The sequence below is a fragment of the Streptococcus sp. genome, from assembly GCF_030528045.1.
Taxonomy (GTDB): domain Bacteria; phylum Bacillota; class Bacilli; order Lactobacillales; family Streptococcaceae; genus Streptococcus.
On sequence record NZ_JAUMZR010000010.1, the window covers coordinates 1 to 16488 of the forward strand.

Consider the following 16488-nt stretch of genomic DNA (forward strand, 5'->3'; position numbering starts at 1 on the left):
TCCCTTAAAAAACACTTTATAAAAATTGTACAGAAAAGTGTTGCCTTTTCAATCTGTTTCAAGGGGAGATGGAAAACCTCTATTCGTTAATTTAATTATAGCCTAAAAAACTTTTAAATAAAAGGATATTGTAAAAGTAAAAGTCAGTCATGGTATAATTAAGGTAGGGCATTGACTACAAAGCAAAGAATTTGAACTAAGGACAGGAGGATTGTAATGAGACTCTGGAAATTTAACCGTACAGATGTAGTTATTACGCTTAAAAATGGCGTGATAGTTAGAGGGTTTGTAGAGGACTTTTGTGACGCCTCTGACAATGCAGAGGAGATGGACTCCTTGCTTGTGGATGTTGATGAAATTCTTAGTATTTCAGTAACTTAGACATGGAATAGTTTATGCGCTTTTATCAACCTAACTATAAGAACTATCGAAAACTAGTGGCAAAGAAAGGAGAATAGATGAGTAAGCAACTATGGAACTACCTACGCTCAAGAGTTCAGGTAGTCACTAATGACGGCAAGATAATCAAGGGACTTGTCACAGATTTTGTTGACGAAATGGACAACGACGAACAAGACGAAATCACTATTCTCATTGCCAATCCTAGTTCTGAAGAGCCAACTGAAATTTCTCTATATGAAAGTGAAATCAGTTTGATTCAAGAAGTAAAATAAAAATTCCCTGCAAATTGAAATTGCAAGGAACTTTTGTTAATGGTAATGGGCAAGCCGGGCGGAATACTTTTTCCCAAGCCAGAGAGCAAAGAGGAGATTGATGACGACGATGCCTGAACCGACCAGTGAAAATAGGAAAAATTCGCTAGTCGAAACTTGCCACAAATGCACGATGTCTGTAATCAAATAAGCACTGACAGGAAAACAAAGGATAGAAGTGATGAGAGCAGGGATATACTTACGGAGAAGAATTGATTGTCCAATGTGGAGCAAGAGATGGAGTGCAAAGGCCACAAATCCTCCTAACCAAACTAATTCGAGCGCTCTAGATTGAGTAAAATGCGCTAATAAAGTGATGGATAAGACAAGAATAAATTCCTCAAAAACAGCAAGGGCAAATCCCTCTGTTGTAATTCCTTTGTGAATCTTGAGAATAGCTGGAGCCTTTTGAGCCAGCAAGGTTTCGTTGAGATGAATCCAAGGGACAAGACCGATAATTTCTTCCATGTCGTGAAAGATAAAGAGTAGAGGGGATATCCAAAGATAAAATGCCATAAATCTCTCCTGAAAAATTATAGATCGCTAACCAATAAAGCAAAAAACGCCCAGTAAGGCGTTTTGAGTTAGGTGTGCTTATTTAACCTCTGTAAACACGACGTGCTTGCGAAGTTTTGGTGAGTATTTCTTCAATTGAAGACGGTCTGGAGTGTTACGTTTGTTTTTAGAAGTAAGGTACAAGCGTTCACCAGATTCTTTGTGTTCAAGTGTGATATTTACGCGCATGGTATCTCCCTTCTATTATTCAGCTGATGCAGCTTTAGCGATCTTACGTCCTTTGTAGTATCCTTTAAGTGATACGCGGTGAGAACGTGAGTAATCTCCAGTAGTTTCGTCAAAGTTTACAGATGGAGCTGTTACTTTGTAGTGTGTACGACGTTTGTTTTTCTTCGCTTTTGATGTGCGACGTGCAGGTACTGCCATTTCGTTTTTCTCCTTTTAAGATATAATTCAGTTAGGTTTGATTTTCATCAACTTTAATAGTATATCAAAACTTTTTTGTAAAGTAAAGTTACTTGACAAAAAAAGATAAAAAAATTCTCCCGTCTGACCCAGCAGACAGGAGAAGGTGTTAAATATCAATCTCAAATGGTTCGTCAATAGTTTCTGATATGTATTTTCCGTCTTTCTTCCGTTGCTTGACACACTCTGTGAGGAGATATTCGATTTGCCCATTGACTGAACGAAAGTCGTCTTCTGCCCATGATGCGAGTGCAGCGTATAACTTTGTTGAGAGTCGAAGGGGGATCTGCTTTTTTTTAGCTTCAGCCATCTTTAGTAAAGACTTCCTGCGTTGACAATTGGTTGTGCATCATGATTGCCACGGAGAACGACTAAGAGATTTGAAACCATGGCAGCTTTTCGTTCTTCGTCAAGCTCTACCAATTCTCCTTCATTGAGACGTTCTAGTGCCATTTCAACCATTCCTACAGCGCCGTCTACAATCATCTTACGGGCATCAATAATGGCAGATGCTTGTTGACGTTGAAGCATAACAGCTGCAATTTCTGGTGCATAAGCTAGATAAGTGATACGTGCTTCAAGGATTTCCAAGCCAGCATCTTCTACGCGACTTTGGATTTCTTCGCGAATACGGTTAGCTACAATTTCACTAGAGCCACGGAGACTACCTTCATCCGCTTGTCCATCCCCTGTAGTATCTACATTAGGAGACACATCGTAAGGATAGATGCGGACAATATTACGAAGGGCGCTATCACACTGCAAAGAGAGATATTCCTTGTAGTTATCAACGTTAAAGACTGCTTTTGCTGTATCAACGACTCTCCAAGTTACCGCGATTCCGATTTCTACGGGATTTCCTAGGCAATCGTTAATCTTTTGACGAGAATTACTCAAGGTCATGACTTTGAGGGAAATCTGTTTCTTGCCAATTTCAAGGCTTACATCATTGCCATTGGATGATTTCATCCCTGAAAAAGGAGTTTTTGTACTAACATCACCACTTTGACCAAGTCGAGTGTGGTTTGCAGGGTTAACTGCTACGCTAAAGGGATTGACAAAGTAAAAACCAGGTTCTTTGATGGTGCCTGTATAGTTACCAAAGAGTGTCAGAACCAGAGCTTCCTGAGGTTTGACAACTTTTAAACCAGCATGAGCTAGGCCTGCAATTAAGCTTAATAAAAGACCGATAATAATTCCAAAAACGTTTTCCGAACCAGCACCCATTATAAATATAAAGATACCAAGTACGAGTGTCAATTCAATGAAAATTAATGCGAATACACCATTTGGTTTTGAATTGATGAGTTTTTCAGTCATAAGAATGACCTCCTATTATATGATATCTAAATGATATCACTTTAATTTATAAAGTCAAGAAATAAATGTAACATTTTTAAAGAAAATATTACTGTATAGAATTTTCTGAAAATTCAAGAATTTTCTTCTGTTCATTGCCTTTAAAATGTGCTATAATGGTAAAAACTGAAATGGGAGGGATAAGATGACTGAATTAGATAAACGTCACCGCAGTAGCATTTATGACAGCATGGTTAAATCACCAAACCGTGCTATGCTTCGTGCGACTGGTATGACAGATAAGGACTTTGAAACACCGATTGTTGGGGTAATTTCGACTTGGGCAGAAAATACGCCATGTAACATCCACTTGCATGATTTTGGGAAATTGGCTAAAGAAGGTGTCAAATCTGCAGGTGCTTGGCCTGTTCAGTTTGGTACCATTACCGTAGCGGACGGGATTGCCATGGGAACGCCTGGTATGCGCTTCTCTCTAACATCTCGTGATATTATTGCGGATTCTATTGAAGCTGCTATGGGGGGCCACAACGTAGATGCCTTTGTAGCCATCGGTGGCTGTGATAAGAACATGCCTGGTTCTATGATTGCCATTGCCAATATGGATATTCCAGCTATTTTCGCCTATGGTGGAACCATTGCACCGGGAAATCTTGATGGAAAAGACATCGACTTGGTTTCTGTCTTTGAGGGGATCGGAAAATGGAACCACGGTGACATGACAGCTGAGGACGTGAAACGTCTTGAATGTAATGCCTGCCCGGGCCCTGGTGGCTGTGGTGGTATGTATACAGCTAATACCATGGCGACTGCTATCGAAGTTCTAGGTATGAGTTTGCCAGGTTCTTCATCTCACCCAGCTGAATCAGCTGACAAGAAAGAAGATATCGAAGCAGCAGGGCGAGCTGTTGTCAAGATGCTGGAGCTTGGTCTCAAACCATCAGATATCTTGACTCGTGAAGCTTTTGAAGATGCCATCACTGTAACGATGGCTCTCGGTGGTTCTACAAATGCCACTCTTCACTTGCTTGCCATTGCCCATGCGGCCAATGTTGACTTGTCACTTGAGGACTTCAATACGATCCAAGAACGTGTGCCTCACTTGGCTGACTTGAAACCTTCTGGTCAGTATGTCTTCCAAGACCTCTACGCAGTCGGTGGTGTCCCTGCGGTTATGAAATACCTCTTGGCAAATGGCTTCCTTCATGGCGACCGCATCACATGTACTGGTAAGACAGTTGCTGAGAATTTGGCCGACTTTGCAGACCTTACACCAGGTCAAAAAGTCATCATGCCACTTGAAAATCCAAAACGTGCAGATGGTCCGCTTATCATCTTGAACGGGAACCTTGCCCCTGATGGAGCAGTTGCCAAGGTATCAGGTGTTAAAGTGCGTCGTCACGTTGGTCCAGCTAAGGTCTTTGACTCAGAAGAAGACGCTATCCAGGCCGTTCTGACAGACGAAATCGTTGATGGCGATGTTGTCGTTGTTCGTTTCGTTGGACCGAAGGGTGGTCCTGGTATGCCTGAAATGCTGTCACTTTCATCTATGATCGTTGGTAAAGGTCAAGGAGACAAGGTTGCCCTCTTGACAGATGGCCGTTTCTCTGGTGGTACCTATGGTCTGGTTGTTGGGCATATCGCTCCTGAGGCTCAGGATGGTGGACCGATTGCCTACCTCCGTACAGGTGATATCGTTACAGTTGACCAAGATACCAAAGAAATTTCCATGGCCGTATCCGAAGAAGAACTTGAAAAACGCAAGGCAGAAACAACCTTGCCACCACTTTACAGCCGCGGTGTCCTTGGTAAATATGCCCACATCGTATCATCCGCTTCACGCGGAGCCGTGACAGACTTCTGGAATATGGACAAGCCAGGTAAAAAATAAACAAGAAAAGCAAGCCAACTTCGGCTTGCTTCTTTTCATCTTCAAAAGTGATTTGCCTACTTATGCTCAATAAAAATCAAAGAGCAAACTAGAAAGCTAGGCGCAGGTTGCTCAAAGCACAGCTTTGAGGTTGGAGATAAAGCTGACGTGGTTTGAAGAGATTTTTGAAGAGTATTAACGAGGCGGTAGCCCAAGGGCAATACGGCCGTAGCGACTGATTCGTGTGATCTTCCAGGCAGGCGACCAGGTAACTTCAACCTTGACATCTTCGATACCCTCGATTTGTTTCAGACCTGCGACGATTTCGATAGGCAGGCTTTCGGCGCAATCGCAGGCAGTGTCAGTGAAAGTCATGACAATCTTGCAGAGACCGGTTTCATCCAGATTGATCTCATAAATCAATCCTAGATTGTACACATCCAATTCCACATCTGTATCAAAAACCTTCTCTAGTTTTTCGATAATTTGGTCTTGTAAGGCCAAAGCGCGGTCATTGATTTTGATATCGTCTCTCATAACAGTCCCTCCACGTGATAAACCTCCTCTATTTTCTCATAATTCTGACAATTTAGCAAGTTTTTGATGAATTTTCTGAAAAGACCCTCTTGCGATTTTCTCCTCTCACTGTTTTAATCCCTTTATTTATGGTAAAATAAGACTATTAAGTTTAAAGAGGATTCCCTATGAAATTACAAAAACCAAAAGGAACGCAGGATATTTTACCTGCTGAGTCTGCTAAATGGCAGTACGTTGAGGGCTTTGCCCGTGAAATTTTCAAGCGCTATAACTATGCAGAAGTGCGCACGCCTATTTTTGAGCATTACGAGGTTATCAGCCGCTCTGTCGGAGATACGACCGATATCGTAACCAAGGAAATGTACGATTTTTATGACAAGGGTGACCGCCATATTACCCTCCGTCCAGAAGGAACTGCGCCCGTTGTCCGCTCTTATGTGGAAAATAAACTCTTCGCCCCAGAAGTGCAAAAGCCAAGTAAGTTCTATTACATGGGTCCTATGTTCCGTTATGAGCGTCCACAAGCAGGTCGTTTGCGTCAGTTCCACCAGATTGGTGTTGAGTGTTTTGGCTCTAGCAATCCAGCTACCGATGTGGAAACCATCGCTATGGCAGCTCATTTCTTGAAAGAAATCGGCATTCAAGGTGTCAAATTGCATCTTAACACTCTGGGAAATCCTGAGAGCCGTGCGGCCTATCGTCAAGCCTTGATCGACTATTTGACACCGCTCAGGGAGACCTTGTCTAAGGACAGCCAACGTCGTTTGGAGGAAAATCCTCTTCGAGTCTTGGACTCTAAGGAGAAGGAAGATAAGGTGGCAGTGGGAAATGCGCCGTCTATCTTGGACTTCCTTGATGAAGAAAGCCAGGCTCACTTTGATGCTGTGCGTCAGATGTTGGAAAATCTGGGTGTAGACTACATCATCGATACCAATATGGTGCGTGGTCTGGACTACTACAACCACACGATTTTTGAATTCATCACTGAAATCGAGGGCAATGAATTGACCGTCTGTGCAGGAGGTCGCTACGATGGCTTGGTTTCCTACTTTGGTGGCCCTGAGACTGCTGGATTTGGTTTTGGACTTGGTGTAGAGCGCCTGCTTCTTATCCTTGAAAAGCAAGGTGTGGCCCTCCCTATCGAAAATGCCTTAGATGTCTATATCGCAGTCTTGGGCGAAGAAGTAAATGTTAAGGCCTTGGAATTGGTACAAGCCCTTCGCCAACAAGGATTCAAAGCAGAGCGTGACTATCTCAACCGTAAACTCAAAGCTCAGTTTAAGTCAGCCGATGTCTTTGCGGCTAAGACTCTCATTACTTTAGGCGAGAGTGAAGTCGAAAGCGGACAAGTGACGGTCAAAAACAACCAAACTCGAGAAGAAGTTCAAGTGTCACTTGATGTTATCAATCAAAATTTCTCAGAAATCTTTGAAAAATTAGGCTTTTAATAGTAGAAAAACTGGTCGGGATCTTATTCCTGACCTTTTTCTTTTGCAAAATGACAAAAATCATAAACTTTTTGACAAATATACTTATCAAAAAGAAAAAGATGTGTTACAATATAAGCAAGTTAAGAGAAAAGGAGAAAGGAATGCTTAAAAATCGTTTAAAAGAGCTTCGGGCTCGCGATGGTCTCAATCAGACCGAACTGGCCAAGCTAGCAGGGGTATCCAGGCAGACTATCAGTCTGCTAGAGAGGGATGAATATACCCCGTCAGTTGTGATCGCCCTGAAGATTTCACAGATATTCAATGAACCAGTAGAGTCGGTATTTCGGATAGAGGAGAATGAGGAATGAATAAGTATAAAGTAATTTATTATCTATCTATCTATAGTTGTGTTTATCGTTAATCTTTTGGCTATGATCGGAAGCCTATTTGGTTGGTTTACAATTGTTGAAAGTAAATATCTCTTCTGGATTAACATAGTTTTACTATTAGTCTTTAGATGGGTAGAGAGAAAAATAAAATTCAAAAAGGTTGAAAAAGGAGAAAAGTCATGAGAGAGTTTTTAGCAGATTTTCAAATCGATACTGAGCACAAAGAACTTGCGGGTGTTTGTGCAGGTTTAGGAAATTATTTTAATATTCAAGCCAATATCGTTCGTTTTGTGACAGTCTTGCTGTTTCTCTCTTCGACAGAGATTGGGATTATAACAGTAACTCTCTATGCCTATCTAGCAGGTTGGCTTGGCAATGAACCCTTGGGGGATGGAGCAAAAAAAGCTAGAAACCAAGCTATTCTCTTACTTGCTGTTTGTTTGATTTTGGTGTCACTTGGAACAGAAGGCTTGACAGCTATTTTTGAATCAGGTAAAGCCTTTGGTCAATGGTTGTCTGGCTTGTTATAGAAAGAGGCTAAAATATGGATAAGAAACATATCATTTTTGCACTGAAAGTTTTTATTGCCGGAGTTTTATTAGGAATACTTGCCGGAGTTCTTAGAGTTAATCCTTTAAGTATCAATCAAGAGCAAGTAATCTCTGCCTTGTTCTCAATCTTTTTTGGTCTAGGGCTGATTACGGCAACTCTAACCTTTTATTTTATTAGAAAAAGCAATAAGGCCTATCAAAACTATCAAAGAGAAGAAGAGGACGAAGAAAACGAACAAGACTATCTTGCTATGCATCGTTTCTTGGATTATGGTACAGTGGCTTGGAATGTTTCCCAAATTAGTATGCTATTCTGTATGATTTTAGACTTAGGAAGATTCGGCATATCAGCAACATCCTTACTTTTGATAGTTGTAAGTATTTGGTTGGGTGTTTACTGCCTAAAAATCACCAGCAAGATTCGTAACTATAAACTTTCTGTTATGGCGACTCCAAAGGAAGTTTTGGAATACCTCAATACTTATGATGAGGGAGAAAAACAGGCTGAGATAGAAGAAGCTTACTTGATCTTGTTCAAGGTCAATCAGCTCATCATACCAGGTATCTATATTGTCCTAGTAGTTCTATCTATGGTATTAGGACAAGTACAGTTGGTTGCTCTGCTCGTGGCAGTTGTCGTCCATTTGTATACCAATGTTGCACAATTGCGAAAAACAAAACGTTATTTCAAATAGGAGTCTTTTATGAACTTACTTAAAAATCTTGGTTGGTTTCTTCTAGCTGTTCTATCCTTTTTCTTTGGCTATGGTCTGGTTCAGAGTACGGCGCTGTCAGCTCTTGGACTAGGGGCTTCGATCTTTGGAGTCTTGCCACTCTATATCGCTCTGTCAGGGGCCTATGTTTATGGAGTTTACAGATGGTATCAGACAGAAAAGGTTAGCATCCAGACAACAGCTTTTAATCGTTATATCTGGTTGCCAACTCTGGTTTTGCTAGTGGCGATTACAGCCCAGTTCTTTTTGCCAGAAGATCCGTCAGTCAATCAACAAATCGTATCACAATTGACAGTTGCTCAGCCTATCTTTGGTTTCTTTATGGTAGTGGTATTTGCTCCTTTGACGGAAGAACTCATCTTTAGAGGGATGTTGGCGCGCTATCTCTTTCCTAAGCAGAACAACAGCAAACAGACAGCTCTGTTTCTCCTCGTATCGAGTGTGCTTTTTGCCTTGATTCATTTTCCAGGGACTTTGCAACAGTTTTTAGTTTATGCTAGTCTGGGATTGAGTTTGGGTCTGGCTTATGTGAGTCGAAAAGGTCTTCTTTACAGCATTTCTCTCCACGCTTTGAATAATTTAATCGGCTTTTTGATGATACTCATGCTATAATAGAGTCAGGAGGTCACATGAAACGAGTAATTTTATTAGCAGTGATACAGGCGGTCGTTCTCTTCTTTATCATCGGGGCACTTGCCTATGCCTTTAAAGGCGATTTCTTTTACAACTATCTAGCAATTGTCTTTGCGCCTATTGCAGGTGTCTTGCGTTTTGCTTCGGCTTATGCGACGGAGATTGTTCTACCTAAAAAGGCAGCCGAGATTGCTGAAAAGCGTAAAAAAGGTTAAGAATCATAATCAGAGAATCCGATGACGTTTTCATCGGATTTTTTGTCTGTTCGTTTTGATTTCTAAAGACAATCAAACTTTTCTGCTGATTTTCATGAAGAGCCTGCGCTTTTATGGTAAAATAGTAACAGAATAAAAGAGGAGAGAAAACATGAAACGTAGTATGTATGCCGGTCGTGTTCGTGAGGAACACATCGGACAAGAAATGACCTTGCAAGGATGGGTTGGCCGTCGTCGTGACCTGGGTGGTTTGATCTTTATCGACCTTCGTGACCGTGAAGGGATCATGCAGCTGGTTATCAACCCTGAAAAAGTTTCAGCAGAAGTCATGGCAACAGCTGAAAGCCTTCGTAGCGAATTTGTTGTCGAGGTGACTGGACAAGTCGCTCCGCGTGAGCAAGCCAATGATAAATTGCCAACGGGTGCAGTTGAGTTGAACGTGACAGCTTTGACGGTGCTTAATACAGCCAAAACAACGCCTTTTGAGATTAAGGATGGGATTGAGGCCAATGACGATACACGTTTGCGTTACCGTTACCTTGACCTTCGTCGTCCAGAAATGCTAGAAAACCTTAAGCTTCGTGCCAAGGTGACCCACTCTATCCGTAACTACTTGGATGAGTTGGAGTTTATCGATGTGGAGACGCCATTCCTTTCTAAATCAACGCCAGAAGGTGCGCGTGACTATTTGGTGCCATCTCGTGTCAATAAAGGGCATTTCTACGCTCTTCCTCAGAGCCCACAAATCACTAAACAGCTTTTGATGAATGCTGGGTTTGACCGTTACTACCAAATCGTTAAATGTTTCCGTGACGAGGACTTGCGTGGTGACCGTCAGCCTGAATTTACCCAGGTCGACTTGGAAACGTCTTTCCTTACGGAGCAAGAAATCCAAGATATCACAGAAGGATTGATTGCGCGCGTGATGAAAGAAACCAAAGGCATCGAAGTAACGCTTCCATTTCCTCGTATGAAGTATGATGATGCGATGGCTCTTTACGGTTCTGATAAGCCAGATACCCGTTTTGACATGTTGCTTCAGGACTTGACAGAAGTGGTCAAGGGTGTTGATTTCAAAGTTTTCTCAGAAGCACCTGCCGTTAAGGCCATTGTGGTCAAAGGAGCTGCGGACAACTACTCACGTAAAGACATCGACAAGATGACCGAAGTAGCTAAACAGTACGGTGCTAAAGGTCTTGCTTGGGTCAAGGTGATTGATGGAGAATTAAATGGACCAGTTGCCAAGTTCTTAACTGGTATCCAAGCAGAATTGACTGCAGCGCTTGGTCTTGAAGATAAGGATTTGGTTCTATTTGTGGCGGATACTCTTGAAGTGGCAAATGCAACCCTTGGTGCCCTTCGTGGACGTATTGCTAAAGAGCTTGGCTTGATTGATAACGATAAATTTAACTTCCTTTGGGTGGTTGATTGGCCAATGTTTGAATGGTCTGAAGAAGAAGGCCGCTACATGAGCGCCCACCATCCGTTCACTCTTCCACAGGAAGAAACAGCTCACGAATTAGAAGGTGATTTGGCTAAAGTTCGTGCCATTGCTTACGATATTGTCTTGAACGGTTATGAACTTGGTGGTGGTAGTCTCCGTATCAACCAAAAAGACCTTCAAGAACGCATGTTCAAGGCTCTTGGTTTCTCAGCTGAAGAAGCAAATGACCAGTTTGGCTTCCTTCTTGAAGCCATGGACTATGGTTTCCCACCCCACGGTGGCTTGGCTATCGGTCTTGACCGTTTTGTGATGCTCTTAGCTGGAGAAGAAAATATCCGTGAAGTCATTGCCTTTCCTAAGAACAATAAGGCAACCGACCCAATGACACAAGCTCCATCAACAGTCGCTCTCAAACAACTAGAGGAACTCAGCTTACAAGTAGAAGAAGATGAAACAAGCAAAACGAATTAAGCGGTGGCGCTATTATCTGCGCCGCTTTGCTTATCAGATAAAAATCTTACGAGTTTTACAAAGTATCTCTCGGGAAAAATATGATGAGAAGGTATCGGCTTCTCTGGTTTATGGCTTTCTGTCAGCAGTAGCAGTCAATTTCTTTTTTCAACCAGGACACGTTTACTCCAGTGGCGCGACAGGTCTGGCACAGATTATCTCTGCCTTGAGCAATCACTGGTTTGGTTTTTATATTCCGATATCGCTAACCTTTTATGCTATCAATTTTCCGTTGATGATTTTGGCTTGGTATCAGATTGGGCATAAGTTTACAATCTTTACCTTTATCACAGTATCCATGAGTTCCCTCTTTATCCAGATTGTACCAGTTATGACCTTGACAGAGGATCCCATCATCAATGCCCTTTTTGGGGGTGTTGTCATGGGCTTGGGGATTGGTTTTGCGCTCCGTAACAATATTTCTAGCGGAGGTACAGATATCGTTAGTCTGACCATTCGAAAGAAAACAGGGAGAAATGTCGGTAGTATTTCTTTCTTAGTGAATGGGACGATTATGCTGATAGCAGGTTTGACCTTTGGTTGGAAATACGCCCTCTACTCTATGATTACCATCTTTGTCTCCAGTCGTGTGACAGATGCGGTCTTTACCAAGCAAAAACGCATGCAGGCCATGATTGTGACCAATAATCCTGATAAGGTAATCGCAAAAATCCATAAAAAATTGCACCGCGGAGCAACCATGATCCACGATGCAGAAGGAACCTATAATCATGAGAGAAAAGCAGTCTTGATTACGGTTATCACACGAGCAGAGTTTAATGATTTTAAACACATCATGAAACAAGTTGATCCGACAGCCTTTGTCTCTGTATCCGAAAATGTCCACATCCTCGGACGATTCGTAGAAACAGACAATTGATAATACTCAAAAGACCAGCCTTGGGGCTGGTCTTTATTTTTCGATAATTTTGTGTCCAATCAACTGGCGGTAACAGATTTGTCTGTTGTTTTTTGCGTCATTGATGATTTGTAAAATCGTTTCAAATGATGTCCGCCCAAGTTCCAGACTATTGATATCGACATAAGCTACGAGGTCAAGTCGAGGATTGACTGAGTCGAAGCTGAGGACAGGAACATCCAGTTTGTGCTTAGCGATATAGTCACAGACTCCTTCGGCTAGGAGACTATCGGTTGTAATGATAGCATCAATCTGTGGATCGTGATTGAACAGAAGTTCACTGAATTGATAACCTTTTTCTTCTAGAAATTCGGTCGCAAAGTAGGTTAAGTTGGTATCAATCGGAAGTTGGTGTTGTTTGAGTGCGGACTCATAGCCAGTTAGACGATCTTGCGTTACGAAGAGTCGCTTTGTCCCCCCGATGAAGGCAATTCGTTTGCATCCTTTTTTGATGAAATACTCTGTCGCATCAAAGCCAGCTTGTACATTGTCATTATCAACAAGAGGGATAAAGGGTGAAGTAGATTTTCCGAGAATGAGGAAAGGGAACTGCTCATCAGCTACTAGCTTGACCAGAGGGTCTTCTTCTTCAGCGTAGAGGAAAATCAAACCGTCAACACGCTTGCCATAAACCATCTGAGAAATCGCATTGAGACGTTCTTTCTCATCTTTCCCCGTTGCAATCTGAATAGCGTAGTGGTTTTCAGACGCGACTTGGGCGATCCCTCGAAGGACAGATGGGAAGAAAGGATTTTGGTAAAAGGCATCCGAGTCATCAGGAAGCACCAAGCCGATAACCTGAGTATAGCTACTTACCAAGCTACGAGCATTGAGGTTGGGATGGTAGTTGAGCTCCTTCATCGCCTTGCGAACTCGTTTTTTGGTTTCATCACTAATCGTTGATTTATTTTGAATGACGCGGGTAACAGTTGAAGGTGAGACACCTGCTACTTTAGCCACATCTTTAATTGTCACGGGCATAAAAATCTCCTATTTATGATAATCTGGATCACGGAAATGCGTCTTGTAAAAAATAGTGACCAGATAAAGAACAAAAAGAATGTTTTGTACAGTGATAAGCGTTGTCATATTTTGGCCCAAAAGTCCCAAAATAAGCGTAATCAGAGTGGGTAATCCTAAACAGTTCAAGATAAAATGGTAGCACTCTTTAAAGGTCCTAAATGAAAAGAGGCGTGATTTTTTGGTGATATAAAGGAGGAGACTAGCTCCAATAGAGACAATGAAGAAATTCAATCCAAAGAGGAAGCTTGCACCAAGAACGAGAAAGAGACTGATATAGACCCGATTTTGTTGGTACCAATCTTTAGAAATGGCCTGGGTTAGATTTTCCTTACTCTGGAAACTCTCCGTTTGAATCGCGTGGTAGCGAATGCGAGTCAGTTCCTTACTTTCCTTACTGATGACGAGTTCTTCTGTATCAAAATGAAGCTGCAAGTCCTTTGGAAATTCCTTGCTTTGGCTTGGGCCAATCAAAAGAGAAGGCTGCTGATTCTTCGCACCTGAGTAGTTCAGCTTTCCATCAACGATTTGTGCATTCTCTGACAAGTCCATGATGGCTTCATCTGTCAGTGGAGTATAGACATTATCGATAAAGGTATCCAGTGGATACGTTTCCTGTGAGCTGTTTTGAATGGCAATCGGAACCATAGACAAACTGATGAGGAAAATGCTCGTAAAGAGAAGCTGAAACCAGTTGAGACCGAAACGTTTTGATAGGGGTTTGCGAAATCCCCAGATACTAGAGAAATACGAGAATGGATATGGAAGCATAGGCATCTTTCTAAAAGTGTTTTCTATATGAGTATTATTATATAGAGAAATGCGCTTTATTTCAAGTCTAGGAGATAAATTGCTTGTTGCAGGAATATTATTTATAGTAACAATCGCTAATACTCAATGAAAATCAAAGAGCAAACTAGGGAGCCAGCCGCAGGTTGTTCAAAGCACAGTTTTGAGGTTGGAGATAAAGCTGACGTGGTTTGAAGAGATTTTCGAAGAGTATAAAATGAAAAAGGGTGGCGGGGATAAATTATCCCTTGTCGCCACCACTTGTAAGTCCTGAAACAAAGTTCTTTTGTAAGAAGAAGAAGAGTGTACAGATTGGAAGAGCGATGAGGATAGCACCTGCTGAGAAGTAGGCAATCTTCAAGTTCTTCGCATTGTTGACGAAGGTTTGGAGACCAACGGCAACTGTAAAGTATTCTTTCTCACGAAGCAAGAAACTAGAGAGGATATAGTCTCCGAAAGGTCCCATGAAGGCCCAGAGGGCTTGTACCGCAACCATTGGGCGAACAAGAGGGAGAACGATTTGCCAGAAGCGGCGGAAGTGTCCTGCACCATCAAGTTTTGCTGATTCATCAAGAGACATTGGTACGGTATCAAAGTAACCTTTCATCAACCAAGCGTTCATAGGGATACCACCACCGACATAGAGGAAGATGAGGAACCAGCTATGGTTAAGGGCGTTCAACATAAGTGCCATAACGAAGAAGGCAGTCAAAGCAGCCATGGTTGGTACCATTTGGATAATCAAGAAGAAGACCAAACTTTGTTTACGAGCCAAGAAGTTGTATCGACTGTAGGCATAACCAGCAAGTACGATGATGCTTGTTTGGACAGCCATTGTAATCAAGGCGATGATCAAGGTATTGAGATACCAAGTGCCGTACAAGGTTTCAGTGAAGAGTCCTTTAAAGTTATCAAAACTAAAATCGACGTTACCATCTAGTTTAAAGGCTACCACGTTACCAGACTTGAAGGCTGACATAATGGTGATCAAAAGTGGATAGATAATCACGATTGAAAGGCCAATCAAGTAGAGGTAAGTGAGGGTTTGAGTCAGTCTACGTTTGAGTTTGATTGAGTTATTCATCTTAGACGTCCTCCATATCAAATGCGTGTAGCTTCTTGAATGCAATCATAGAGATAGAGATGACAGTAATGGAGATAATCAAGGTAACAGCTGCCGCCATAGAGTATTGTGGGGCTGTACCAGTTGTCAAACGGTAAATCCATGAAATCAAGATATCAGTTGAACCGGCTCCACCACCAACGCTACCAGGTCCTCCACCATTGAAGAGGTACATGATAGAGAAGTTGTTAAAGTTGAAGGTGTATTGGCTAATCAATGTTGGAGCTGCAACAGCCAAGATCATTGGGAAAGTGATGTTGCGGAATTTTTGCCAAGCATTGGCACCATCGATGTAAGCCGCTTCGTAGAGGTCGTTAGGAATAGACTGCAAGATACCCAAGGTCAAAACGTAGATGTATGGGAAACCTAGCCAACCTTGCATCATAATCAAGGCAATCTTAGTCCAAGTCGGATCGGTTTTCCAAGGGATAAGAGCCCCATCTAGGAAAGGAAGGACCTTAGACAAAAGAGGCAAGACTTGGGTGTTGATAGCACCAACACTATCATTAAACATGTTTGAGAATGTCAAGATAGTGATGAAGGCTGGAACTGCCCAAGGAAGAAGGAAAATAACACCGAAGATACGTTTTCCTTTGATAAATGGTTGGTTGGCAATGATTGCAGTAAAGATACCAATGACAATCTGCAAAGTAGAAGCAGATAGAGCCCAGATAATGGTCCAAGAAAGAACGGAACCAAAGGCTGAACGGAAGGTACTCAAACTCCAGATGTTTGTGAAGTTCGTTAAACCAACCCAGTCCAACAATTTGTTTGGTGGCAAGTGTTGGAAGTCGTAGTTGGTAAAGGCAATCATCAAGGTTACGATAACAGGGAAGATAATTGCAAATGTCATCGCTACATACGATGGGATGATTAAAAGGTATGGGAATCCATTTTCATAAATGCCTTTAATCATGTCCTTGAAGGTACGGGCTACGGGAATACCGTTGTTGATACGTTTAGCAGTCGTATGTGCATCCTTAATATTAAAGATGTAAAAGAGCAAGTAAACGACAACAAAGATAGAATGGAAAGCACCGCGAATCAGCATGAACAGTGAATTATCACGGCCAGGTTTGTCACCAAGGGTGACCAAATTGCTCAATTCAGGGGTTGCAAGTGTTAGAAAATACAGAACAAATAGAACAGTAATGCCAAGGAAAATAAATCCTTTAGCTTTTTGTTTGTTATAGATTTGTCCTAAACCAGGAATGATTGACAGCAAGGCTGCTTTGCGAGGCTGTTGTTTTTCCATGATTACTCCTTTCATAGGATGCAAGTTTAAACTCGGATTCAATCGTAAGATACGTACA

21 protein-coding genes and 1 pseudogene are annotated in these 16488 nt (G+C 42.0%); 12 read left to right on the forward strand and 10 right to left on the reverse strand.

Annotated elements, in window-relative coordinates:
• Positions 1-216 precede the first annotated feature (216 nt).
• Together Q4A91_RS02945 and Q4A91_RS02950 are read left to right on the forward strand one after the other, a co-directional pair.
• Positions 217-381, forward strand: a complete 165-nt coding sequence (locus Q4A91_RS02945; protein WP_303205151.1) for a hypothetical protein — start codon at positions 217-219, stop codon at positions 379-381.
• Between the two features lie 77 nt (positions 382-458).
• Complete coding sequence (locus tag Q4A91_RS02950; protein WP_303205152.1) at positions 459-674, forward strand: hypothetical protein; 216 nt, start codon at positions 459-461, stop codon at positions 672-674.
• Positions 675-710: 36 nt separating this feature from the next.
• Here the strand turns inward: Q4A91_RS02950 and Q4A91_RS02955 are convergent, their stop codons facing one another.
• The 5 genes from Q4A91_RS02955 to Q4A91_RS02975 form a co-directional block, all read right to left on the reverse strand.
• Positions 711-1229 (reverse strand): HXXEE domain-containing protein, encoded by a 519-nt coding sequence (locus Q4A91_RS02955; RefSeq protein WP_303205153.1) that lies wholly within the window; start codon positions 1227-1229, stop codon positions 711-713.
• A gap of 78 nt (positions 1230-1307) precedes the next feature.
• Positions 1308-1457 (reverse strand): 50S ribosomal protein L33, encoded by a 150-nt coding sequence (gene rpmG / locus Q4A91_RS02960; protein ID WP_001265622.1) that lies wholly within the window; start codon positions 1455-1457, stop codon positions 1308-1310.
• Between the two features lie 15 nt (positions 1458-1472).
• A complete protein-coding gene (gene rpmF, locus Q4A91_RS02965; RefSeq protein ID WP_000290417.1) occupies positions 1473-1655 on the reverse strand; it encodes a 50S ribosomal protein L32 in 183 nt (60 codons plus the stop codon).
• Positions 1656-1803: 148 nt separating this feature from the next.
• Positions 1804-2004, reverse strand: coding sequence for a PTS ascorbate transporter subunit IIC (locus Q4A91_RS02970; RefSeq protein WP_088814628.1), 201 nt, complete (start codon positions 2002-2004; stop codon positions 1804-1806).
• Positions 2005-2006: 2 nt separating this feature from the next.
• Positions 2007-3014, reverse strand: coding sequence for an SPFH domain-containing protein (locus Q4A91_RS02975; protein WP_303206377.1), 1008 nt, complete (start codon positions 3012-3014; stop codon positions 2007-2009).
• Between the two features lie 184 nt (positions 3015-3198).
• Between Q4A91_RS02975 and ilvD the strand changes: the two genes are divergently transcribed.
• Positions 3199-4902 (forward strand): dihydroxy-acid dehydratase, encoded by a 1704-nt coding sequence (gene ilvD / locus Q4A91_RS02980; protein WP_303206379.1) that lies wholly within the window; start codon positions 3199-3201, stop codon positions 4900-4902.
• Between the two features lie 174 nt (positions 4903-5076).
• Here the strand turns inward: ilvD and Q4A91_RS02985 are convergent, their stop codons facing one another.
• Complete coding sequence (locus Q4A91_RS02985) at positions 5077-5418, reverse strand: metal-sulfur cluster assembly factor (RefSeq protein WP_001204052.1); 342 nt, start codon at positions 5416-5418, stop codon at positions 5077-5079.
• 167 nt (positions 5419-5585) lie between these two features.
• On the opposite strand from Q4A91_RS02985, the gene hisS reads away from it, so the two are divergent.
• The 9 genes and pseudogenes from hisS (at position 5586) to Q4A91_RS03030 (ending at position 12204) form a co-directional block, all read left to right on the forward strand.
• Positions 5586-6866, forward strand: a complete 1281-nt coding sequence (gene hisS / locus Q4A91_RS02990; protein ID WP_303206382.1) for a histidine--tRNA ligase — start codon at positions 5586-5588, stop codon at positions 6864-6866.
• A 143-nt stretch (positions 6867-7009) separates the two neighbouring features.
• Positions 7010-7216: a helix-turn-helix transcriptional regulator gene (locus Q4A91_RS02995; protein ID WP_303206383.1), complete on the forward strand. Its 207-nt coding sequence runs from the start codon at positions 7010-7012 to the stop codon at positions 7214-7216.
• A pseudogene (locus tag Q4A91_RS03000) lies at positions 7213-7420 on the forward strand (hypothetical protein). The gene Q4A91_RS02995 and the pseudogene Q4A91_RS03000 overlap by 4 nt, the downstream one beginning before the upstream one ends.
• Positions 7417-7767: a PspC domain-containing protein gene (locus Q4A91_RS03005; RefSeq protein ID WP_303206385.1), complete on the forward strand. Its 351-nt coding sequence runs from the start codon at positions 7417-7419 to the stop codon at positions 7765-7767. The pseudogene Q4A91_RS03000 and the gene Q4A91_RS03005 overlap by 4 nt, the downstream one beginning before the upstream one ends.
• Positions 7768-7781: 14 nt before the next feature.
• Positions 7782-8483, forward strand: a complete 702-nt coding sequence (locus Q4A91_RS03010; RefSeq protein ID WP_303206387.1) for a DUF3169 family protein — start codon at positions 7782-7784, stop codon at positions 8481-8483.
• Between the two features lie 9 nt (positions 8484-8492).
• Complete coding sequence (locus Q4A91_RS03015; RefSeq protein ID WP_303206389.1) at positions 8493-9134, forward strand: CPBP family intramembrane glutamic endopeptidase; 642 nt, start codon at positions 8493-8495, stop codon at positions 9132-9134.
• Positions 9135-9151: 17 nt separating this feature from the next.
• Entirely contained in the window at positions 9152-9370 is a 219-nt protein-coding gene (locus Q4A91_RS03020) for a hypothetical protein (RefSeq protein WP_000832174.1), read from the forward strand.
• Between the two features lie 151 nt (positions 9371-9521).
• Complete coding sequence (gene aspS, locus Q4A91_RS03025; protein WP_303206391.1) at positions 9522-11285, forward strand: aspartate--tRNA ligase; 1764 nt, start codon at positions 9522-9524, stop codon at positions 11283-11285.
• Positions 11263-12204 carry a YitT family protein gene (locus Q4A91_RS03030; RefSeq protein ID WP_000806295.1) on the forward strand — a complete coding sequence of 314 codons (942 nt, stop codon included), beginning with the start codon at positions 11263-11265 and terminating at the stop codon, positions 12202-12204. The genes aspS and Q4A91_RS03030 overlap by 23 nt, the downstream gene beginning before the upstream one ends.
• A gap of 33 nt (positions 12205-12237) precedes the next feature.
• Here the strand turns inward: Q4A91_RS03030 and Q4A91_RS03035 are convergent, their stop codons facing one another.
• From Q4A91_RS03035 to Q4A91_RS03050, 4 genes are all read right to left on the reverse strand, one after another.
• Positions 12238-13224 (reverse strand): LacI family DNA-binding transcriptional regulator, encoded by a 987-nt coding sequence (locus tag Q4A91_RS03035; protein ID WP_303206394.1) that lies wholly within the window; start codon positions 13222-13224, stop codon positions 12238-12240.
• Between the two features lie 9 nt (positions 13225-13233).
• Positions 13234-14034, reverse strand: a complete 801-nt coding sequence (locus Q4A91_RS03040; RefSeq protein ID WP_303206396.1) for a DUF1189 domain-containing protein — start codon at positions 14032-14034, stop codon at positions 13234-13236.
• A gap of 259 nt (positions 14035-14293) precedes the next feature.
• A complete protein-coding gene (locus Q4A91_RS03045; RefSeq protein WP_001065650.1) occupies positions 14294-15136 on the reverse strand; it encodes a sugar ABC transporter permease in 843 nt (280 codons plus the stop codon).
• Between the two features lies 1 nt (position 15137).
• The gene (locus Q4A91_RS03050; RefSeq protein WP_303206398.1) at positions 15138-16430 is read right to left on the reverse strand and encodes a sugar ABC transporter permease; all 1293 of its coding nucleotides are present in this window, start codon (positions 16428-16430) and stop codon (positions 15138-15140) included.
• Positions 16431-16488: the final 58 nt, after the last annotated feature.

Excerpts from the sequence above, each read along its gene's own strand:
- Q4A91_RS03050 (WP_303206398.1), bottom strand. The coding sequence starts at position 16,430 with ATGGAAAAACAACAGCCTCGCAAAGCAGCCTTGCTGTCAATCATTCCT.
- Q4A91_RS03035 (WP_303206394.1), bottom strand. The coding sequence starts at position 13,224 with ATGCCCGTGACAATTAAAGATGTGGCTAAAGTAGCAGGTGTCTCACCT.
- Q4A91_RS03015 (WP_303206389.1), top strand. The coding sequence starts at position 8,493 with ATGAACTTACTTAAAAATCTTGGTTGGTTTCTTCTAGCTGTTCTATCC.
- ilvD (WP_303206379.1), top strand. The coding sequence starts at position 3,199 with ATGACTGAATTAGATAAACGTCACCGCAGTAGCATTTATGACAGCATG.
- Q4A91_RS02970 (WP_088814628.1), bottom strand. The coding sequence starts at position 2,004 with ATGGCTGAAGCTAAAAAAAAGCAGATCCCCCTTCGACTCTCAACAAAG.
- Q4A91_RS03010 (WP_303206387.1), top strand. The coding sequence starts at position 7,782 with ATGGATAAGAAACATATCATTTTTGCACTGAAAGTTTTTATTGCCGGA.
- Q4A91_RS02950 (WP_303205152.1), top strand. The coding sequence starts at position 459 with ATGAGTAAGCAACTATGGAACTACCTACGCTCAAGAGTTCAGGTAGTC.
- Q4A91_RS02995 (WP_303206383.1), top strand. The coding sequence starts at position 7,010 with ATGCTTAAAAATCGTTTAAAAGAGCTTCGGGCTCGCGATGGTCTCAAT.
- Q4A91_RS03045 (WP_001065650.1), bottom strand. The coding sequence starts at position 15,136 with ATGAATAACTCAATCAAACTCAAACGTAGACTGACTCAAACCCTCACT.
- Q4A91_RS02955 (WP_303205153.1), bottom strand. The coding sequence starts at position 1,229 with ATGGCATTTTATCTTTGGATATCCCCTCTACTCTTTATCTTTCACGAC.
- Q4A91_RS02975 (WP_303206377.1), bottom strand. The coding sequence starts at position 3,014 with ATGACTGAAAAACTCATCAATTCAAAACCAAATGGTGTATTCGCATTA.
- rpmG (WP_001265622.1), bottom strand. The coding sequence starts at position 1,457 with ATGCGCGTAAATATCACACTTGAACACAAAGAATCTGGTGAACGCTTG.
- Q4A91_RS02945 (WP_303205151.1), top strand. The coding sequence starts at position 217 with ATGAGACTCTGGAAATTTAACCGTACAGATGTAGTTATTACGCTTAAA.
- Q4A91_RS03040 (WP_303206396.1), bottom strand. The coding sequence starts at position 14,034 with ATGCTTCCATATCCATTCTCGTATTTCTCTAGTATCTGGGGATTTCGC.
- hisS (WP_303206382.1), top strand. The coding sequence starts at position 5,586 with ATGAAATTACAAAAACCAAAAGGAACGCAGGATATTTTACCTGCTGAG.
- Q4A91_RS03020 (WP_000832174.1), top strand. The coding sequence starts at position 9,152 with ATGAAACGAGTAATTTTATTAGCAGTGATACAGGCGGTCGTTCTCTTC.
- rpmF (WP_000290417.1), bottom strand. The coding sequence starts at position 1,655 with ATGGCAGTACCTGCACGTCGCACATCAAAAGCGAAGAAAAACAAACGT.
- Q4A91_RS02985 (WP_001204052.1), bottom strand. The coding sequence starts at position 5,418 with ATGAGAGACGATATCAAAATCAATGACCGCGCTTTGGCCTTACAAGAC.
- Q4A91_RS03005 (WP_303206385.1), top strand. The coding sequence starts at position 7,417 with ATGAGAGAGTTTTTAGCAGATTTTCAAATCGATACTGAGCACAAAGAA.
- Q4A91_RS03030 (WP_000806295.1), top strand. The coding sequence starts at position 11,263 with ATGAAACAAGCAAAACGAATTAAGCGGTGGCGCTATTATCTGCGCCGC.
- aspS (WP_303206391.1), top strand. The coding sequence starts at position 9,522 with ATGAAACGTAGTATGTATGCCGGTCGTGTTCGTGAGGAACACATCGGA.